Origin of the sequence: Pseudomonas sp. NPDC078700 (assembly GCF_044542375.1) — a bacterium.
Lineage (GTDB): Bacteria > Pseudomonadota > Gammaproteobacteria > Pseudomonadales > Pseudomonadaceae > Aquipseudomonas.
The window spans coordinates 119,562-133,600 of the sequence record NZ_JBITUI010000003.1 but is presented as its reverse complement, the minus strand read 5'-3'; the positions used below and the strand labels follow the sequence as shown (position 1 = coordinate 133,600).

Annotated in this window: 13 protein-coding genes; 8 read left to right on the top strand and 5 right to left on the bottom strand. The window is 55.0% G+C overall.

From position 1 onward, the window contains the following. Positions 1 to 167 precede the first annotated feature (167 nt). Positions 168 to 1,712, bottom strand: coding sequence for a LysM peptidoglycan-binding domain-containing protein (locus ACIGCM_RS11020; RefSeq protein WP_397502103.1), 1,545 nt, complete (start codon positions 1,710 to 1,712; stop codon positions 168 to 170). Between the two features lie 99 nt (positions 1,713 to 1,811). After that, positions 1,812 to 2,585: a hydroxyacylglutathione hydrolase gene (gloB, locus tag ACIGCM_RS11015; protein WP_397502102.1), complete on the bottom strand. Its 774-nt coding sequence runs from the start codon at positions 2,583 to 2,585 to the stop codon at positions 1,812 to 1,814. 77 nt (positions 2,586 to 2,662) lie between these two features. Between gloB and ACIGCM_RS11010 the strand changes: the two genes are divergently transcribed. Continuing rightward, complete coding sequence (locus ACIGCM_RS11010) at positions 2,663 to 3,445, top strand: SAM-dependent methyltransferase (protein ID WP_397502101.1); 783 nt, start codon at positions 2,663 to 2,665, stop codon at positions 3,443 to 3,445. A gap of 61 nt (positions 3,446 to 3,506) precedes the next feature. Beyond that, positions 3,507 to 3,959: a ribonuclease HI gene (rnhA, locus tag ACIGCM_RS11005; RefSeq protein WP_397502100.1), complete on the top strand. Its 453-nt coding sequence runs from the start codon at positions 3,507 to 3,509 to the stop codon at positions 3,957 to 3,959. Positions 3,960 to 4,019: 60 nt separating this feature from the next. Here the strand turns inward: rnhA and ACIGCM_RS11000 are convergent, their stop codons facing one another. Further along, complete coding sequence (locus ACIGCM_RS11000) at positions 4,020 to 4,676, bottom strand: CoA transferase subunit B (RefSeq protein ID WP_397502099.1); 657 nt, start codon at positions 4,674 to 4,676, stop codon at positions 4,020 to 4,022. Positions 4,677 to 4,703: 27 nt separating this feature from the next. Continuing rightward, positions 4,704 to 5,402, bottom strand: a complete 699-nt coding sequence (locus ACIGCM_RS10995) for a CoA transferase subunit A (RefSeq protein ID WP_397502098.1) — start codon at positions 5,400 to 5,402, stop codon at positions 4,704 to 4,706. 116 nt (positions 5,403 to 5,518) lie between these two features. Between ACIGCM_RS10995 and ACIGCM_RS10990 the strand changes: the two genes are divergently transcribed. From ACIGCM_RS10990 to nudC, 6 genes are all read left to right on the top strand, one after another. Beyond that, entirely contained in the window at positions 5,519 to 6,406 is an 888-nt protein-coding gene (locus ACIGCM_RS10990) for a LysR family transcriptional regulator (RefSeq protein ID WP_397502097.1), read from the top strand. 51 nt (positions 6,407 to 6,457) lie between these two features. Continuing rightward, entirely contained in the window at positions 6,458 to 7,234 is a 777-nt protein-coding gene (gene dnaQ / locus ACIGCM_RS10985) for a DNA polymerase III subunit epsilon (RefSeq protein WP_397502096.1), read from the top strand. Between the two features lie 120 nt (positions 7,235 to 7,354). Further along, positions 7,355 to 9,610 carry an Orn/Lys/Arg decarboxylase N-terminal domain-containing protein gene (locus tag ACIGCM_RS10980; protein ID WP_397502095.1) on the top strand — a complete coding sequence of 752 codons (2,256 nt, stop codon included), beginning with the start codon at positions 7,355 to 7,357 and terminating at the stop codon, positions 9,608 to 9,610. 233 nt (positions 9,611 to 9,843) lie between these two features. After that, positions 9,844 to 10,656: a crotonase/enoyl-CoA hydratase family protein gene (locus ACIGCM_RS10975; protein WP_397502094.1), complete on the top strand. Its 813-nt coding sequence runs from the start codon at positions 9,844 to 9,846 to the stop codon at positions 10,654 to 10,656. Positions 10,657 to 10,706: 50 nt separating this feature from the next. Next, positions 10,707 to 12,383 carry a ferrous iron transporter B gene (locus ACIGCM_RS10970; RefSeq protein WP_397502093.1) on the top strand — a complete coding sequence of 559 codons (1,677 nt, stop codon included), beginning with the start codon at positions 10,707 to 10,709 and terminating at the stop codon, positions 12,381 to 12,383. Next, positions 12,383 to 13,213 (top strand): NAD(+) diphosphatase, encoded by an 831-nt coding sequence (gene nudC, locus ACIGCM_RS10965; protein ID WP_397502092.1) that lies wholly within the window; start codon positions 12,383 to 12,385, stop codon positions 13,211 to 13,213. Before ACIGCM_RS10970 ends, nudC begins: the two co-directional genes overlap by 1 nt. On the opposite strand, the gene ACIGCM_RS10960 is transcribed toward nudC, so the two are convergent. Continuing rightward, complete coding sequence (locus ACIGCM_RS10960; protein WP_397502715.1) at positions 13,181 to 13,960, bottom strand: TSUP family transporter; 780 nt, start codon at positions 13,958 to 13,960, stop codon at positions 13,181 to 13,183. The genes nudC and ACIGCM_RS10960 overlap by 33 nt on opposite strands. Positions 13,961 to 14,039 lie beyond the last annotated feature (79 nt).

Here is a 14,039-nt window from a genome sequence, read left to right as displayed (position 1 = left end):
TAACAGCTTGTATCGACAGGAAAAAGACTAGGCGCTTGAGTGTCTTTAGCCGTGTGATTAGTTTTGTCGTGGGAGTGGCCGGGCAGCGCACTGCGACAGCACTGCAATCCCACAAAGCAATTGGTGACTGGCAAGGTGAGCTACCCAAGCGCCGGGCGGCGCTTGCATTAGCGTGGCAGGCGTAGGGTCAGGGTTTGGCCGGGACGAAGCGCGCTGCCGGTGCGCGGGTTCCAGGTTTTAATGTGTTTCATCGGGACTTTGAAGCGCTGCGCAATCACCGACAGGGAATCACCTTTACGCACCTTGTAATAGGTCACAGCGTTTTGCTTGCGGCTAATGGCTGATCGCGCGCTGGATGTATCCGCCATGGCCAGGGTTTGACCTACTTTCAGCGAATTGCCGCTGAGCTTGTTCCAGCGTTTTACTTCAGAGACTGAAACCTTGTTGGCCTTGGCAATCGACCAAAGGTTATCACCTGACTTGACTCGATAGTTTCGTAGCTTTGCCGGGCGGGCACTGGCAAGTTGTTGGCCTGAACTCAGCGTTGTTCCTGCGCGCATCGGCAAGCTAAGGTTTTGGCCGATGCGCAGGTTATTGCCGCTTAACTTGTTCAGCTCGCGAATACCGCTGATGCTGGTGTTGTAGCGGTTGGCGATACTGCTAAGGGTGTCGCCACGACGTACTTTGTATTCCTGCCAGGTCACCATGTCTTGCGGTTTCATGGTTGACAGGCTGGCGGTCAATATTTCGGCTTTTTCGACCGGTACCAACAAGCTTGGCGGGCCGTCCATGGTGATACGACGCTTGAAGGCCGGGTTGAGTTGATAGAGCTCATCCTCATCAAGGTCCATCATTTCGGCAATTTTCGACAGATCCATGTTTCGGTTCAGTGCGACTTGCTCGAAGTAGGGCTGGTTGGCCACTGGGCTGAGGCTGACGCCATAAGCTTTTGGCGTCATGATGACCTGTGAAAGGGCCAGCAGTTTTGGCACATAGTTTTGCGTTTCAGTCGGCAGCGAGAGGTTCCAGTAATCGGTTGGTAGCCCCAGTTTCTGGTTGCGTTCGATCGCGCGGCTGACCCGGCCTTCACCGGCGTTGTACGCCGCCAAAGCCAGTAGCCAGTCACCATTGAACATATCGTGCAGGCGCGACAGGTAATTCATGGCTGCATTGGTTGACGCCATGACATCACGGCGGCCGTCATACCAGCTTGTTTGGCGCAGGTTGAAGTGTCTGCCGGTGGCGGGCATAAATTGCCACAAGCCTACTGCGTTGGCGTGAGAAAGCGCGAGGGGGTTATAGGCACTTTCAATCATCGGTAGCAATGCCAGCTCTGTTGGCATATCGCGCTTTTCGAGCTGTTCTACGATGTAGTGGATGTAGGGGCTGCTGCGTTCGCTGGCGTTCTCGATAAAAGAGGGGTTGCTGACAAACCAGAGACGCTGCTGTTCAATGCGAGGGTTGATACCGATGGTATCTTGCATCGCGTAACCGTCACGCACCCGTTCCCATATATCAGTGGCGACCTCTGGCTCGGCCTGAGTGTTGAGCCACACAGGTTGTGGTTTGTGGCGCTGGATTGACGTCACTTCGTCGCTGACCTGTGGCGTGCTTTGACAGCCAGCCAGAGTCGCACAGAACACCACCACGAGCGCTTGTGCGCCTTGTGCTAATGCCTTTGGATTCAAGGGGTTGCGTGGTGATAAAAGCATTAGCGATGATGGTCTTCCAGATGCAAATGTCGGGCGATTCTAGAAACCGTTTTTACCCTGGTCAAGTTTTGACCAGGGTTTTGTGGATGCGTCGACCTTTTAAAAGCTGTCTTTCCAGGCGCGAAGTTCAGCAAAGGCCTGCACCTGGGAGCGCTCGCGGGGGCCGCTCCGCTCGTCTAGTTTTTGCAAAACAGCAGGTTTGTCTGTACGTAAAAAAGGATTGGTTGCCAGTTCCAGTTCGAGGCTGGAAGGCAGGCTGATCTGATCATTTTTTCGCCATTGACTGACATCGTTGATGCGCTGTTCAATGGCTGGGTTGCCGGGTTCAGCTGCTTGGGCAAAGCGTAAATTGCTCAGGGTATATTCGTGGGTGCAGTACACCGCCGTATTGGCAGGCAGGGCAGCCAGACGACTGAGTGAGTCATGCATTTGCTCAGGCGTACCTTCAAACAAACGGCCGCAACCTGCGGCAAATAAGGTGTCACCGCAGAACAGCAGGTTCTGATCTTGCTGGTAGTAGGCAATATGACCCAGTGTATGGCCCGGGACTTCAATAACCCTTAAGGTTTGCCCCAGTACTTGAACTTCATCGCCTTCGCGTAACGCCACGTCGCGTGCCGGGATTTTTTCATTGGCTGGGCCGGTCACGCGCGCGCCAGTAGCGGCTTTGAGTTGCTCGACACCGCCCACATGATCGAAATGATGGTGGGTGATCAGGATGTCGGTTAATTTCCAGTCTGGGTTACTGTTCAGCCAGGCTTCAACCGGTGCGGCGTCACCTGGGTCCACCACTGCACAGTGGCGTAACTCGGGATCTTGTAACAACCAGATATAGTTGTCTGAGAATGCAGGTAGGGCTTGGATGTTTATCATGGTCGTCAGTCGCCAAGGTTTAAACAAAGGTGCATCTTAGGCTTCACGGCCTCTAAGGGCTACGCAGGAATCGATGAATGTCAGATCAGCAACGCTCAGAAACGCCGTTTGCCAACGCCGACGTACAGTGGCTAGATTTGATTGCCAGTGCTCGACAATGGTTTAGCGGGCCTTATGGCCAGCTAATGCTGGAAAGTCAGCAGCCCTTGATTGAAGAGGAGCTGGCACGCTTCTTCGGCAGTTACATGCTGCATTACGGGCCATTTGCAGGCGAGCCTCCCCGGGTCGAACAGATTCAACATTGCGTGCGGGTCGGTGCTCCCTTTGCTGGGGTCGACATTGCCTGTGAAGAGCACGCTTGGCCAATGACCGAGCATGCGGCTGATGTGGTGGTGTTGCAGCATGGGCTTGATTTCAGCCTGTCTCCCCATGGTTTATTACGTGAGGCTGCGCACAGTGTCAGGCCCGGCGGGCATTTACTGATAGTCGGTATCAATCCGATCAGCAGTTGGGGTTTACGGCATGTCCTGACGCGCGATGCCTTGCATCAAGCGCGCTGCATTTCTTCCAGTCGGGTGTGTGACTGGTTACGCCTGCTTGGTTTCGCGCTGGAGAAACGCCGCTTCGGGTGCTATCGTCCGCCGCTTGCTTCACGCGTCTGGCAGCAGCGACTCGCGCCATTAGAATCATGGGCGGGCGCTTGGCAAGCACCAACGGGTGGCTTTTATTTATTGGTGGCGCGCAAATTGGTTGTCGGCTTACGGCCGCTGCGTGAACCGCGACGTGAGCCTATGGGCGCTCTAGTGCCGATGCCGGTGGCTAAGATCAGCCGCTGCGATGCGGATAAGTCCGCTACCTAGGTGCGTATTACCGCATTTGTCGGCACCGGCTTGATTGAATTTATTGAGAGAAACGCTCTGCATGTCAGAACAAGTTGAAATCTATACCGATGGCGCGTGCAAGGGTAACCCTGGCGTAGGTGGCTGGGGTGCTTTGTTGGTGTTTAAAGGTGTCGAGAAAGAGTTGTGGGGTGGGGAAGCCGAAACCACCAACAATCGCATGGAGCTTACCGCTGCAATTCGGGCCCTGGCTGAGCTTAAGCGTGAGTGCGATGTGCGCCTGGTTACGGACTCGCAATATGTGATGCAGGGCATTCAAGACTGGATGCCCAACTGGAAGAAGCGTGGCTGGAAAACCGCTGCCAAGCAGCCGGTCAAGAATGCTGACCTGTGGCAACAGTTAGATGAGCAGGTTAATCGCCACAAAGTGACCTGGCAGTGGGTGCGCGGCCATACCGGCCACCCTGGCAACGAGCGGGCGGACCAACTGGCGAACCGTGGCGTTGATGATGTTAGAAGCCTGAAGCAGGGCTAGCGTTTAAGGCGTTAGCCTTCCCTCGCCATTTGACGGAGGGAAGGCTAGGTGCAAATGCCATCAGAATGTCATTTCCGGTACATGTTCAGGGATGATCAAGCGCCCTGCAGTTTTTTCGGCAATTTCTTCGACGCTCACGCCAGGTGCGCGTTCACGAAGAATGAAAGCGCCGCCTTCGATTTCAAGATAGGCAAGGTCGGTCAGTACTTTCTTGATGCAGCCAGCGCCCGTCAGCGGCAGGCTGCAGCGTGGCAGTAGCTTGGACTCACCGTCTTTGGATGCATGCGTCATTGTCACGATGATGTTGTCGGCTCCTGCCACAAGATCCATTGCGCCGCCCATGCCTTTGATCAGCTTGCCTGGAATCATCCAAGAGGCGATGTTGCCTTCGATATCAACCTCGAAAGCACCCAGTACAGTCAGGTCAACATGACCGCCGCGGATCATGGCGAAAGACTCTGCCGAGGAAAAAATTGAAGCACCCTTGATTGCCGTGACTGTCTGTTTACCCGCGTTGATCATGTCTGCATCGACATCTTCATCCTTGGGGAAGGCGCCCATGCCGAGAAGGCCATTCTCCGATTGCAGCATCACTTGGATGTCATCCGGTACATAGTTGGCTACCAGTGTTGGAATGCCAATGCCCAAATTCACGTAAAAACCATCTTTTAATTCGCGGGCTACGCGCTGAGCCATTTGTTCGCGGGAAAGTGCCATAAGCAGCCTCTCTTTAGTGTGGGTGGCTCACGCCTGTACGGTGCGTTTTTCAATGCGTTTTTCGAAGCTGCCTTGAATAACTCGGTCGACGTAGATGCCGGGCGTATGGATCTGCGCCGGGTCGAGTTCGCCAGGCTCGACAATCTCTTCGACCTCAACCACCGTGATGCGGCCAGCGGTGGCGGCCAGTGGGTTGAAATTTTGTGCCGTGTGACGGTAGATGACGTTACCGAAGTGGTCAGCCTTCCAGCCTTTGACGATGGCGAAGTCGCCAGTGATTGACGGCTCAAGAATATAGTGGCGATCACCGTATTGGCGTACTTCCTTACCCTCGGCCACTGGAGTGCCATAACCGGTGGCAGTGAAAAATGCCGGGATGCCAGCACCGCCTGCGCGTAGTTTTTCCGCAAGCGTGCCCTGTGGCGTCAACTCAACTTCCAGTTCGCCGTTGAGTAACTGCTGTTCAAAGAGTGCGTTCTCGCCGACGTAAGAGGCAATCATCTTGCGAATCTGTCGATCTTCAAGCAGTACGCCCAAGCCAAACCCGTCGACGCCGCAGTTGTTGGATACCACGGTCAGGCCTTTTACGCCTCGGCGGCGGATCTCGCCGATCAGGTTTTCGGGGATGCCGCAAAGCCCGAAGCCCCCGGCCAATACGGTCATGTCATCAGTGAGGCCAGCAAGGGCCTCCTCATAGCTGTATACGCGTTTATCTAGCCCAGCCATCTCATTGCTCCTGTGGTCGTGGCGTCGGTCGGGGACCGGAGATGGCTTCAGTGTCTGTTGCTGAGTATTATTTGTTAAGTTTGTTTTTAATTAGAATTAATAGGTTTTTCTGAATAATGTCCATTAAGCAGCTTCGTGCCTTTCTTGCTGTTGCGCAGTCCCTGTCGTTCGCCCAGGCAAGTCACCACTTGCACCTTTCACAGCCGGCACTGAGTTTGGCGATCAAGACACTTGAAGACTCGCTCGGCGGAGCTTTGCTCGTCCGTACAACCCGCAATGTAGCGCTGACTCGCGAAGGGGAGGTGCTATTGCCGCTTGCCCGCCGGCTGGTGGCTGACTGGGACAATACCGAAGAGCTTTTGCGTCAGCATTTCACCCTGCAACTGGGGCGTGTGGCTGTTGCTGCGCTGCCATCGTTTGCGGCCAGCCTGCTGCCGGTGGCGCTCAAGGCATTCCGTGATTGTCACCCCAACATCAATGTCACGGTGCATGATGTGGTCAATGAACAGGTCGTGGAAATGGTACGCAACCACCGTGTCGAGTTGGGGGTTGTGTTGGAGCCGCAGTCTCTTGAAGGCTTGAATTTCACGGCCCTGTATTTAGATCGATTTATCGCTGTAGTGCCCGCAACCAGCCCGTTGGCGGACTATGCAGAACTGCAATGGAACGACTTGCTCAGTGAGCCGTTTATTGCCTTGCAGAGGCCTTCTGCGGTGCGAACCTTGCTGGAAAACAGCGTAAGCGCAAGGCCCGGTCGACTGCCCGTTGCATTCGAAAGTCATCAACTGGTGACCATCGGGCGCATGGTGTCTCAAGGTTTGGGCGTCAGCGTGGTGCCAAGCCTGTGTCGCGAACAAATGCAGGCGTTGGGCGCGCGTTGTGTGCCGCTCGACCAACCGCGCATCGAACAACGCGTCGGGTTGATTCATCTAGCGGGAACCAATCTTTCAGCGGCAGCCAAAGCCCTTACGGAAAAACTAATTGAGACTGCTGGCAAGCGCTAGTGGCGGTTCAGCCATGTTAAGATTCAGCCTGAGTTTAAAGGCGGATATGTGATGACGGTTAACAATCAAGTGGCTGATAGAAAAGTAGTTCTCGATACTGAAACCACGGGTTTACCTGTTACAGATGGACATCGGATCATCGAGATCGGTTGTGTTGAGCTGATTGGCCGACGTTTAACGGGTCGTCACTTTCATGTGTACCTGCAACCTGATCGTGAAATCGATGAAGGTGCAATCGCCGTCCACGGTATCACCAACGAGTTTCTGACGGGTAAACCGCATTTCAAAGACATCTCGGATGAGTTCTTTGAATTTATCAAAGGCGCTCAGTTAATCATCCACAACGCGCCGTTCGACGTCGGTTTCATCAACAATGAGTTTGTCCTGCAAGGCCGCCAGGATCGCTCCGACCTGACCGACCATTGCGCTATTCTCGACACCTTGGTCATGGCCCGTGAGCGGCATCCGGGGCAGCGCAACAGCCTTGATGCGCTGTGTAAGCGTTACGATGTCGACAATTCAGGCCGTGATTTGCACGGTGCCTTGCTCGACGCCGAAATTCTGGCAGACGTTTACCTGGCAATGACCGGTGGCCAGACCAACCTGTCGTTGGCTGGTGACGGTTCCGAAGGCGATGGTTCAGGGGGGCGTCAGCAACCCACGGCAATTAAGCGCCTGCCAGCAGATCGCCTGCTGACCAAGGTGATCGCTGCCAATGAAGCTGAGTTGAGCGAGCACAGCACACGTTTGGCTGCGATTGAAAAATCAGCCGGTGCACTGCCTTTATGGCTGCAGTTGGAGCAGCCGAAGGTCGAAACCGAGTCTTGAGAATTATCCGCGCGCGACCTTTTCGTACACTGTGAAGCAGTGGGGGTTCCGTCGGCGTTGCGCAAGCTCTAACCTGAGGTGATAGACAGGCCGTGGTCTGTCACTTTCAGGGACAACATAATGCATAAAGATCTAAAGTTTCCTGTACTGATCGTCCACCGTGACATCAAGGCTGACACTGTCGCCGGTGATCGCGTACGGGCGATTGCCCAAGAGCTTGAGCAGGATGGGTTCAGCATTCTGTCGACAGCAAGCTCGGCAGAAGGGCGCATTGTTGCCTCAACCCACCATGGTCTGGCCTGCATATTGGTGGCCGCCGAGGGAGCGGGGGAAAATAAACACCTGCTCCAGGATATGGTTGAGTTGATTCGCATTGCCCGTATGCGTGCACCGCAACTGCCCATCTTCGCCCTGGGCGAGCAAGTCACTATCGAGAATGCCCCGGCTGAAGCCATGGCTGATTTAAATCAGCTGCGCGGCATTCTGTATTTGTTTGAGGACACCGTTCCCTTTCTCGCCCGCCAAGTAGCGAGGGCAGCACGCAATTACCTTGATGGTCTGTTGCCGCCTTTCTTCAAAGCGCTGGTTCAACATACTTCGCAATCCAACTACTCCTGGCACACGCCAGGCCATGGTGGCGGTGTGGCCTACCGTAAAAGCCCGGTGGGGCAAGCATTTCACCAGTTTTTTGGGGAAAACACCCTGCGCTCAGATTTGTCGGTTTCTGTGCCTGAGTTGGGCTCACTGCTTGACCATACGGGGCCGTTGGCCGAAGCGGAGGCTCGTGCAGCGCGTAATTTCGGCGCCGATCACACCTATTTCGTGATTAATGGCACCTCGACAGCCAACAAAATCGTTTGGCACAGCATGGTTGGGCGCGATGACTTGGTGTTGGTTGACCGCAATTGCCATAAATCGATTTTGCATTCGATCATCATGACCGGCGCGATTCCGCTCTATCTCTGCCCGGAACGCAATGAACTGGGGATTATCGGGCCCATTCCACTGAGTGAATTCAGCCGCGAGTCGATTCAGGCCAAGATCGATGCCAGCCCTCTGGCGCGTGGTCGTGAACCCAAAGTCAAGCTGGCGGTGGTGACCAACTCGACCTATGACGGGCTCTGCTACAACGCCGAATTGGTCAAGCAAACCCTGGGTGACAGCGTTGAAGTGCTGCATTTCGATGAAGCTTGGTTTGCCTATGCGGCATTCCATGAGTTTTATCGAGGTCGCTATGGCATGGGCACAACACGTACAGAAAACACGCCACTGGTTTTTACCACGCACTCCACACACAAATTGCTCGCGGCTTTCAGCCAGGCGTCGATGATTCATGTGCAGGACGGCGGCGTGCGCCAACTGGATACTGATCGCTTTAACGAAGCCTTTATGATGCACATCTCGACTTCGCCGCAGTACGGGATTATCGCCTCGTTAGATGTGGCATCGGCGATGATGGAAGGTCCGGCAGGGCGTTCGTTGATTCAGGAAACCTTTGACGAGGCTTTAAGCTTTAGGAGAGCACTGGCCAACCTAGGGCAGAATCTCAGTGCTGATGATTGGTGGTTCACTATTTGGCAGCCACCGCAGGCCGAGGGCACGGATGAAGTAGTAACCACTGATTGGGTGCTGCAACCTCAGGCTGATTGGCATGGTTTTGGTGACATTGCCGAAGATTACGTGCTGCTTGACCCCATCAAGGTCACCCTAGTCATGCCCGGGCTCACCGCAGGCGGTAAGCTCGATGATCGTGGCATTCCAGCGGCTGTGGTGAGCAAGTTCCTGTGGGAGCGCGGCTTGGTTGTTGAGAAAACCGGCCTGTATTCATTCTTGGTGCTGTTCTCAATGGGGATTACCAAGGGTAAATGGAGCACGCTGCTGACCGAATTGCTTGAGTTCAAGCGCAGCTACGACGCCAACCTACCGCTGCTCAGTGTGTTGCCATCAATTGCCAAGGCGGGTGGCGTGCAGTATCAGGGTCTTGGGTTGCGCGACTTGTGCGATGCATTGCACAACTGTTATCGCGAAAACGCCACAGCCAAAGCCCTCAAGCATATGTATACCGTGCTGCCTGAAGTCGCCATTAAGCCCGCCGATGCCTACAACCAGTTGGTCCGTGGGGAGGTCGAAGCCGTGCCCGTCAATCAGTTGGAAGGGCGTGTGGCTGCCGTGATGTTGGTTCCATATCCACCGGGGATTCCGCTTATCATGCCAGGCGAGCGCTTTACGCCAGCAACGCGGGCAATTATTGATTACCTGGAGTTCGCACGGCGCTTCGATAACAGCTTCCCGGGATTTGATGCGGACGTGCATGGTTTACAGCGCCAGGAGGAGGCTGGCGAAGTGACCTATACCGTTGATTGCATCCGCCAGTAATGCATCTGTTGCGGGGCTTGCACCGGCACGGGGTGCCAGCATCCGCTCAGGGGGGATTGCTATTGCCGGTAGATCAAAGTGTTAGCTGCGCTTATCAATGTCATGCTTTAGCCTGAGAAGGTGGCCTGCGTCACAGTGGATAGGATCGACATTTATGCCGGCCTTGATATAGTTGGGCGGTTATTATTAGAAGAAAATTATGCGCGCTCCGTCTGCCGCTGAGGAACCAAGCCATGGCCGAATACAAAGCCTTTCACGTTGAATTGGCGGATAAAATTGCCCATGTGCAAATCAATCGCCCGGAAAAAATCAACGCAATGAACGCGGACTTCTGGACGGAGATCATTGATATCTTCCGCTGGATTGATGCCACTGACGAAGTTCGCGTTGTAGTGCTTTCGGGTGCGGGTAAGCATTTTTCGTCAGGGATAGACCTGATGATGTTGGCGCAAGTTGGCAATAACTTGGGCAAAGATGTCGGACGCAATGCCGAAACCCTGCGCCGCAAAATTCTTGAGCTTCAAGCCTCTTTCAATGCCGTTGACCTGTGCCGCAAGCCCGTGCTCGCGGCCATTCAAGGGTATTGCCTGGGCGGTGCCATTGATTTGGTCTCTGCCTGCGACATGCGTTACTGCACTGAAGATGCACAGTTTTCCATTAAAGAAATCGACATCGGCATGGCCGCAGACGTCGGCACATTGCAGCGCCTGCCGCGTATCATCGGCGATGGCATGATGCGTGAGCTGGCCTTTACCGGCCGAACCATTGACGGTCATGAGGCGCGCTCCATCGGCTTGGTCAATCGCACTTATGCTGATAATTCAGCCTTACTAGACGGCGTGATGCAGCTGGCTAAAGACATTGCTGAGAAATCGCCCGTGGCAATCCGTGGCACCAAAGAAATGATTCGCTACATGCGTGATCATCGTGTTGATGATGGCCTGGAGTACGTTGCCACCTGGAACGCCGCCATGTTGCAGTCCGCAGATTTACGCGTGGCCATGGCTGCTCATATGAGTAAACAAAAGCCGGAGTTCGCCGACTGATGCAGCGCCCGCAATCAATAAAACTGACCGCGCGGGAGGCGCAATAGCTCATGGTTTCCGGTGCGACTTCGCTTAACCTGGTTCGTGAAGAACTATTCGCTACTATGTTTGAGGCCGAATCGAGTCTCGAGCAGTTTATTCTCGAGCGGCACAACGGCAGCTTGTTGCAACAAGCTGTGGAAAGTCTGCATCAGGTGCGAGGCACGCTCAACTTGATCGAGCTGGCCGGTGCTGAATTGCTGGCTCAAGAAGTGCTCGATCAGGCCACTGATATTCCAGCAGGGGCGGGTGAAGAGCGTGACGTGCAGATTTCCGCACTGAGCAATGCCTTGCACGTATTGCGTCGCTATCTTGAAAACGTTGACGCTCATCGTCAGGAAATGCCCGAGTTATTGCTACCGGCCATCAACGACCTGCGCAAAGCGGGCGGCCAGCATGCATTGCCGGAAAGTTTCTTTTTCAGTGTGCGGCTTGATCAGCCGCGGCCGCGTACCCCGACTGCCGCGTTGGATGGTGCTGCCAAAGAAGTTGAAGGCCGTCGGCTACGGCAGATGTATCAGGTGGGCCTGCTTGGGTTTATTCGTGAGCCAAACCCGCAAGGTAGCCTGAAATTAATGACCCGGGCCATGCAACGCCTTGATGGTTTGTTTGCCAATGAGCCCCGTGGTCGACTGTGCTGGATTTGTGCTGCCGCTTTGGAAGCGCAAAATGAAGGCTTGTTGCTCTCCCGTCAGCCGCGTAAGCAGCTGTTTGGCCGGGTTGACCGCGAGTTGAAAAAGATCCTGCTCAACAGCACCTATGAGCCGCCGCGCAGTTTGCTCAAAGAATTGCTTTACCTCGTTGCGTTGTCCGACAGTGCAGGCCCGCAAGTGTCTGCCTTGCGAGATGTTTTCGGGCTCACGCCGCTGCCGTTTACCGACCACCTGATCGAGGAAGAGTCGAAGCGGCTAGCTGGGCCGGGCAAGTCCGTCATGCGCTCACTCAGCACCGCGATTCGTGAAGAGTTGTCCAGCGTCAAAGATATGCTCGACCTCATCGAGCGCGGCACTGTTCAGGCTGATGTGTTGACCAGTTTGCACGCCTTGCTTGGCAAAATGAGTAAAACGCTGGGCATGGTTGGATTGAGCTCGGCTGGCAACTCACTGAGCGAGCAAGTGCTGGTCGTTGCAACTTGGCGCGAGGGGGCTGTACCGCCCATGGCTGAGTTGCACAAATTGGCTGATACGATTCTTTATGTCGAAGGTATGGTCGCCAGCCTCAATGCTGACCAGCCACGCATGCGTCCTTCAGCTGAGCCCCAGCGTAGCGAAGCGGAACTCTTTGCTTATCATCAATTACTCGAAGCGCGAATTGTGGTGATTGATGAGGCGCAAGCAGGTTTGGCCCTGAGCAAGCGGGCAATTACTGCTTATCTGGAGTCCAATGGCGATCGCATGCACCTGTCCAATGTGCCATTTAGCCTGCAGGCGGTCCGTGGCGGGCTGTGGTTCCTGGGTCAGGAGCGCGCCGCTGAGTTGATCGGTGCCTGCGCGGGCTATATTCAGAGCCAGATGGTGGACAGCACCCAAATGCCAAGCGAACATATGCTCGAAACGCTCGCGGATGCGCTGAGCAGTCTTGAGTATTACCTTGAAGCAGGTGCGGTGATGCAAGAACAAACACGTCCAAGCGTATTGGACCTTGCGGCTGAAAGCGTTCGTACGCTGGGCCTTTCGGTAGCAGCCTGATGAGCACACGATGGCAGCCATCCATTGTCGATCATCTGCAGGCCGGTGGCTGGGCCATTGCTCACTGCAAGCAACACTTTCTGGCAGACAGCAATGGTGTTTTGTTTCCGCGTGAGTGGCTGAAGAAGCAAGATATTGCGGTAATCGCCGAGCACGGTATCGGTCATTTTGATGGCGATACTATTTACTTGCTTGAGCTTGACTCGGCAGTGGATTTACCGGGGTTTAGTTGGCAAAGCTTGCGCCAGGTCATGCTTGAAGGTGATGCGGATATGTTCCGCTTGCTCAGCTACGCGGCACAGATTGGCACCTGGTCTCGTGAACACCGTTTTTGCGGTAGTTGTGCAGCGCCGATGCAGCAAGTGCTTAATGAGCGCGCAATGCAGTGCCCGCGTTGCGAACTGCGCCATTATCCGCGCTTGTCGCCGAGCATGATCGTGTTGGTCACGCGTGGTGATGAGGTTCTGCTGGCGCGCTCCCCGCGCTTCGTCAGTGGTATTTACAGCACTTTGGCGGGGTTTGTTGAGGCCGGTGAGTCGGTGGAGCAATGTGTCGCCCGTGAAGTCTTTGAGGAAGTCGGCGTTCAAGTCAAAAACGTCAATTACCTGGGGAGTCAGGGTTGGCCATTTCCACACTCTTTGATGCTCGGTTTCCATGCTGAATATGCCGCTGGCGATATCGTCATGCAGCCAGAAGAAATTGAAGATGCGCAGTGGTTCAATGTGCGCGAGTTGCCACCTTTACCGGCCAGCCGCTCGATTGCGCGCTACTTGATTGATCTGTATGTGGCGCGTCGCTTAGGGATGCCCGAACCAGTGCTGCCAAGCTAGGCGCGCGGTCAACGCTAAGACCACCAGGATAAACACCGGACGGATAAACTTAGAGCCGCCTTTGATTGCGGTGTGCGCGCCAATATAAGCCCCCACCATCAGGGCTGAGCCCATGCAAATGCCCAGAATCCAGGCCACTTGCCCGCTGGCGATAAAGATCGCCAGGGCGCAGATATTGCTGACAAAGTTCATGGTGCGGGCGACGCCGCTGGCCCGAACCAGATCAAGTGGGTAGAGCAGCAGTGTGCTGACTGTCCAGAACGCACCAGTGCCTGGGCCAGCAACGCCGTCATACAAACCCAAGGTGATGCTTTGCGGCCACTGGCGGCGTTTGGCGATGGGGGCGTCAGGGTCAAGGGGGATATCCGGGGTTTTACCGAACAGCAAGTACAGGCCACAGCCAAACACGATTACCGGCAGCATTTGATTCAGCCACTCGGCGGGTAACCATTGTGCGATGGCTGCGCCAAGCAGTGCGCCCACCGCTGTGCCGATTAGCGCGTTGCGCCAGTTGACCGGGTTAAACAACTTACGCCGGTAAAAGGTGTAACTGGCGACTGCGGCTCCAAATGTAGAGCTGAGTTTGTTAGTGCCCAATACCAGATGAGGGGGCAGGCCTGCGGTTAGCAGGGCTGGAATGGTCAGCAAACCGCCGCCACCGGCAATGGCATCAATAAAACCGGCGATAAATGCGACACCTACCAGAATTAGTAAAGTCGTTGGGTCAACAGCAAGCTCGAAAGGCAGTAGCATAAGAAAAGAAAACCTGTGTTCGGTTCGCAGGGCGGTAATGCAGTCGCTGCGCATAATGCCAGCATTTTCATCA

Bases quoted from the DNA above. Each gene is read 5' to 3' on its own strand.
- ACIGCM_RS11020 (WP_397502103.1), bottom strand. From the start codon at position 1,712: ATGCTTTTATCACCACGCAACCCCTTGAATCCAAAGGCATTAGCACAA.
- gloB (WP_397502102.1), bottom strand. From the start codon at position 2,585: ATGATAAACATCCAAGCCCTACCTGCATTCTCAGACAACTATATCTGG.
- ACIGCM_RS11010 (WP_397502101.1), top strand. From the start codon at position 2,663: ATGTCAGATCAGCAACGCTCAGAAACGCCGTTTGCCAACGCCGACGTA.
- rnhA (WP_397502100.1), top strand. From the start codon at position 3,507: ATGTCAGAACAAGTTGAAATCTATACCGATGGCGCGTGCAAGGGTAAC.
- ACIGCM_RS11000 (WP_397502099.1), bottom strand. From the start codon at position 4,676: ATGGCACTTTCCCGCGAACAAATGGCTCAGCGCGTAGCCCGCGAATTA.
- ACIGCM_RS10995 (WP_397502098.1), bottom strand. From the start codon at position 5,402: ATGGCTGGGCTAGATAAACGCGTATACAGCTATGAGGAGGCCCTTGCT.
- ACIGCM_RS10990 (WP_397502097.1), top strand. From the start codon at position 5,519: ATGTCCATTAAGCAGCTTCGTGCCTTTCTTGCTGTTGCGCAGTCCCTG.
- dnaQ (WP_397502096.1), top strand. From the start codon at position 6,458: ATGACGGTTAACAATCAAGTGGCTGATAGAAAAGTAGTTCTCGATACT.
- ACIGCM_RS10980 (WP_397502095.1), top strand. From the start codon at position 7,355: ATGCATAAAGATCTAAAGTTTCCTGTACTGATCGTCCACCGTGACATC.
- ACIGCM_RS10975 (WP_397502094.1), top strand. From the start codon at position 9,844: ATGGCCGAATACAAAGCCTTTCACGTTGAATTGGCGGATAAAATTGCC.
- ACIGCM_RS10970 (WP_397502093.1), top strand. From the start codon at position 10,707: ATGGTTTCCGGTGCGACTTCGCTTAACCTGGTTCGTGAAGAACTATTC.
- nudC (WP_397502092.1), top strand. From the start codon at position 12,383: ATGAGCACACGATGGCAGCCATCCATTGTCGATCATCTGCAGGCCGGT.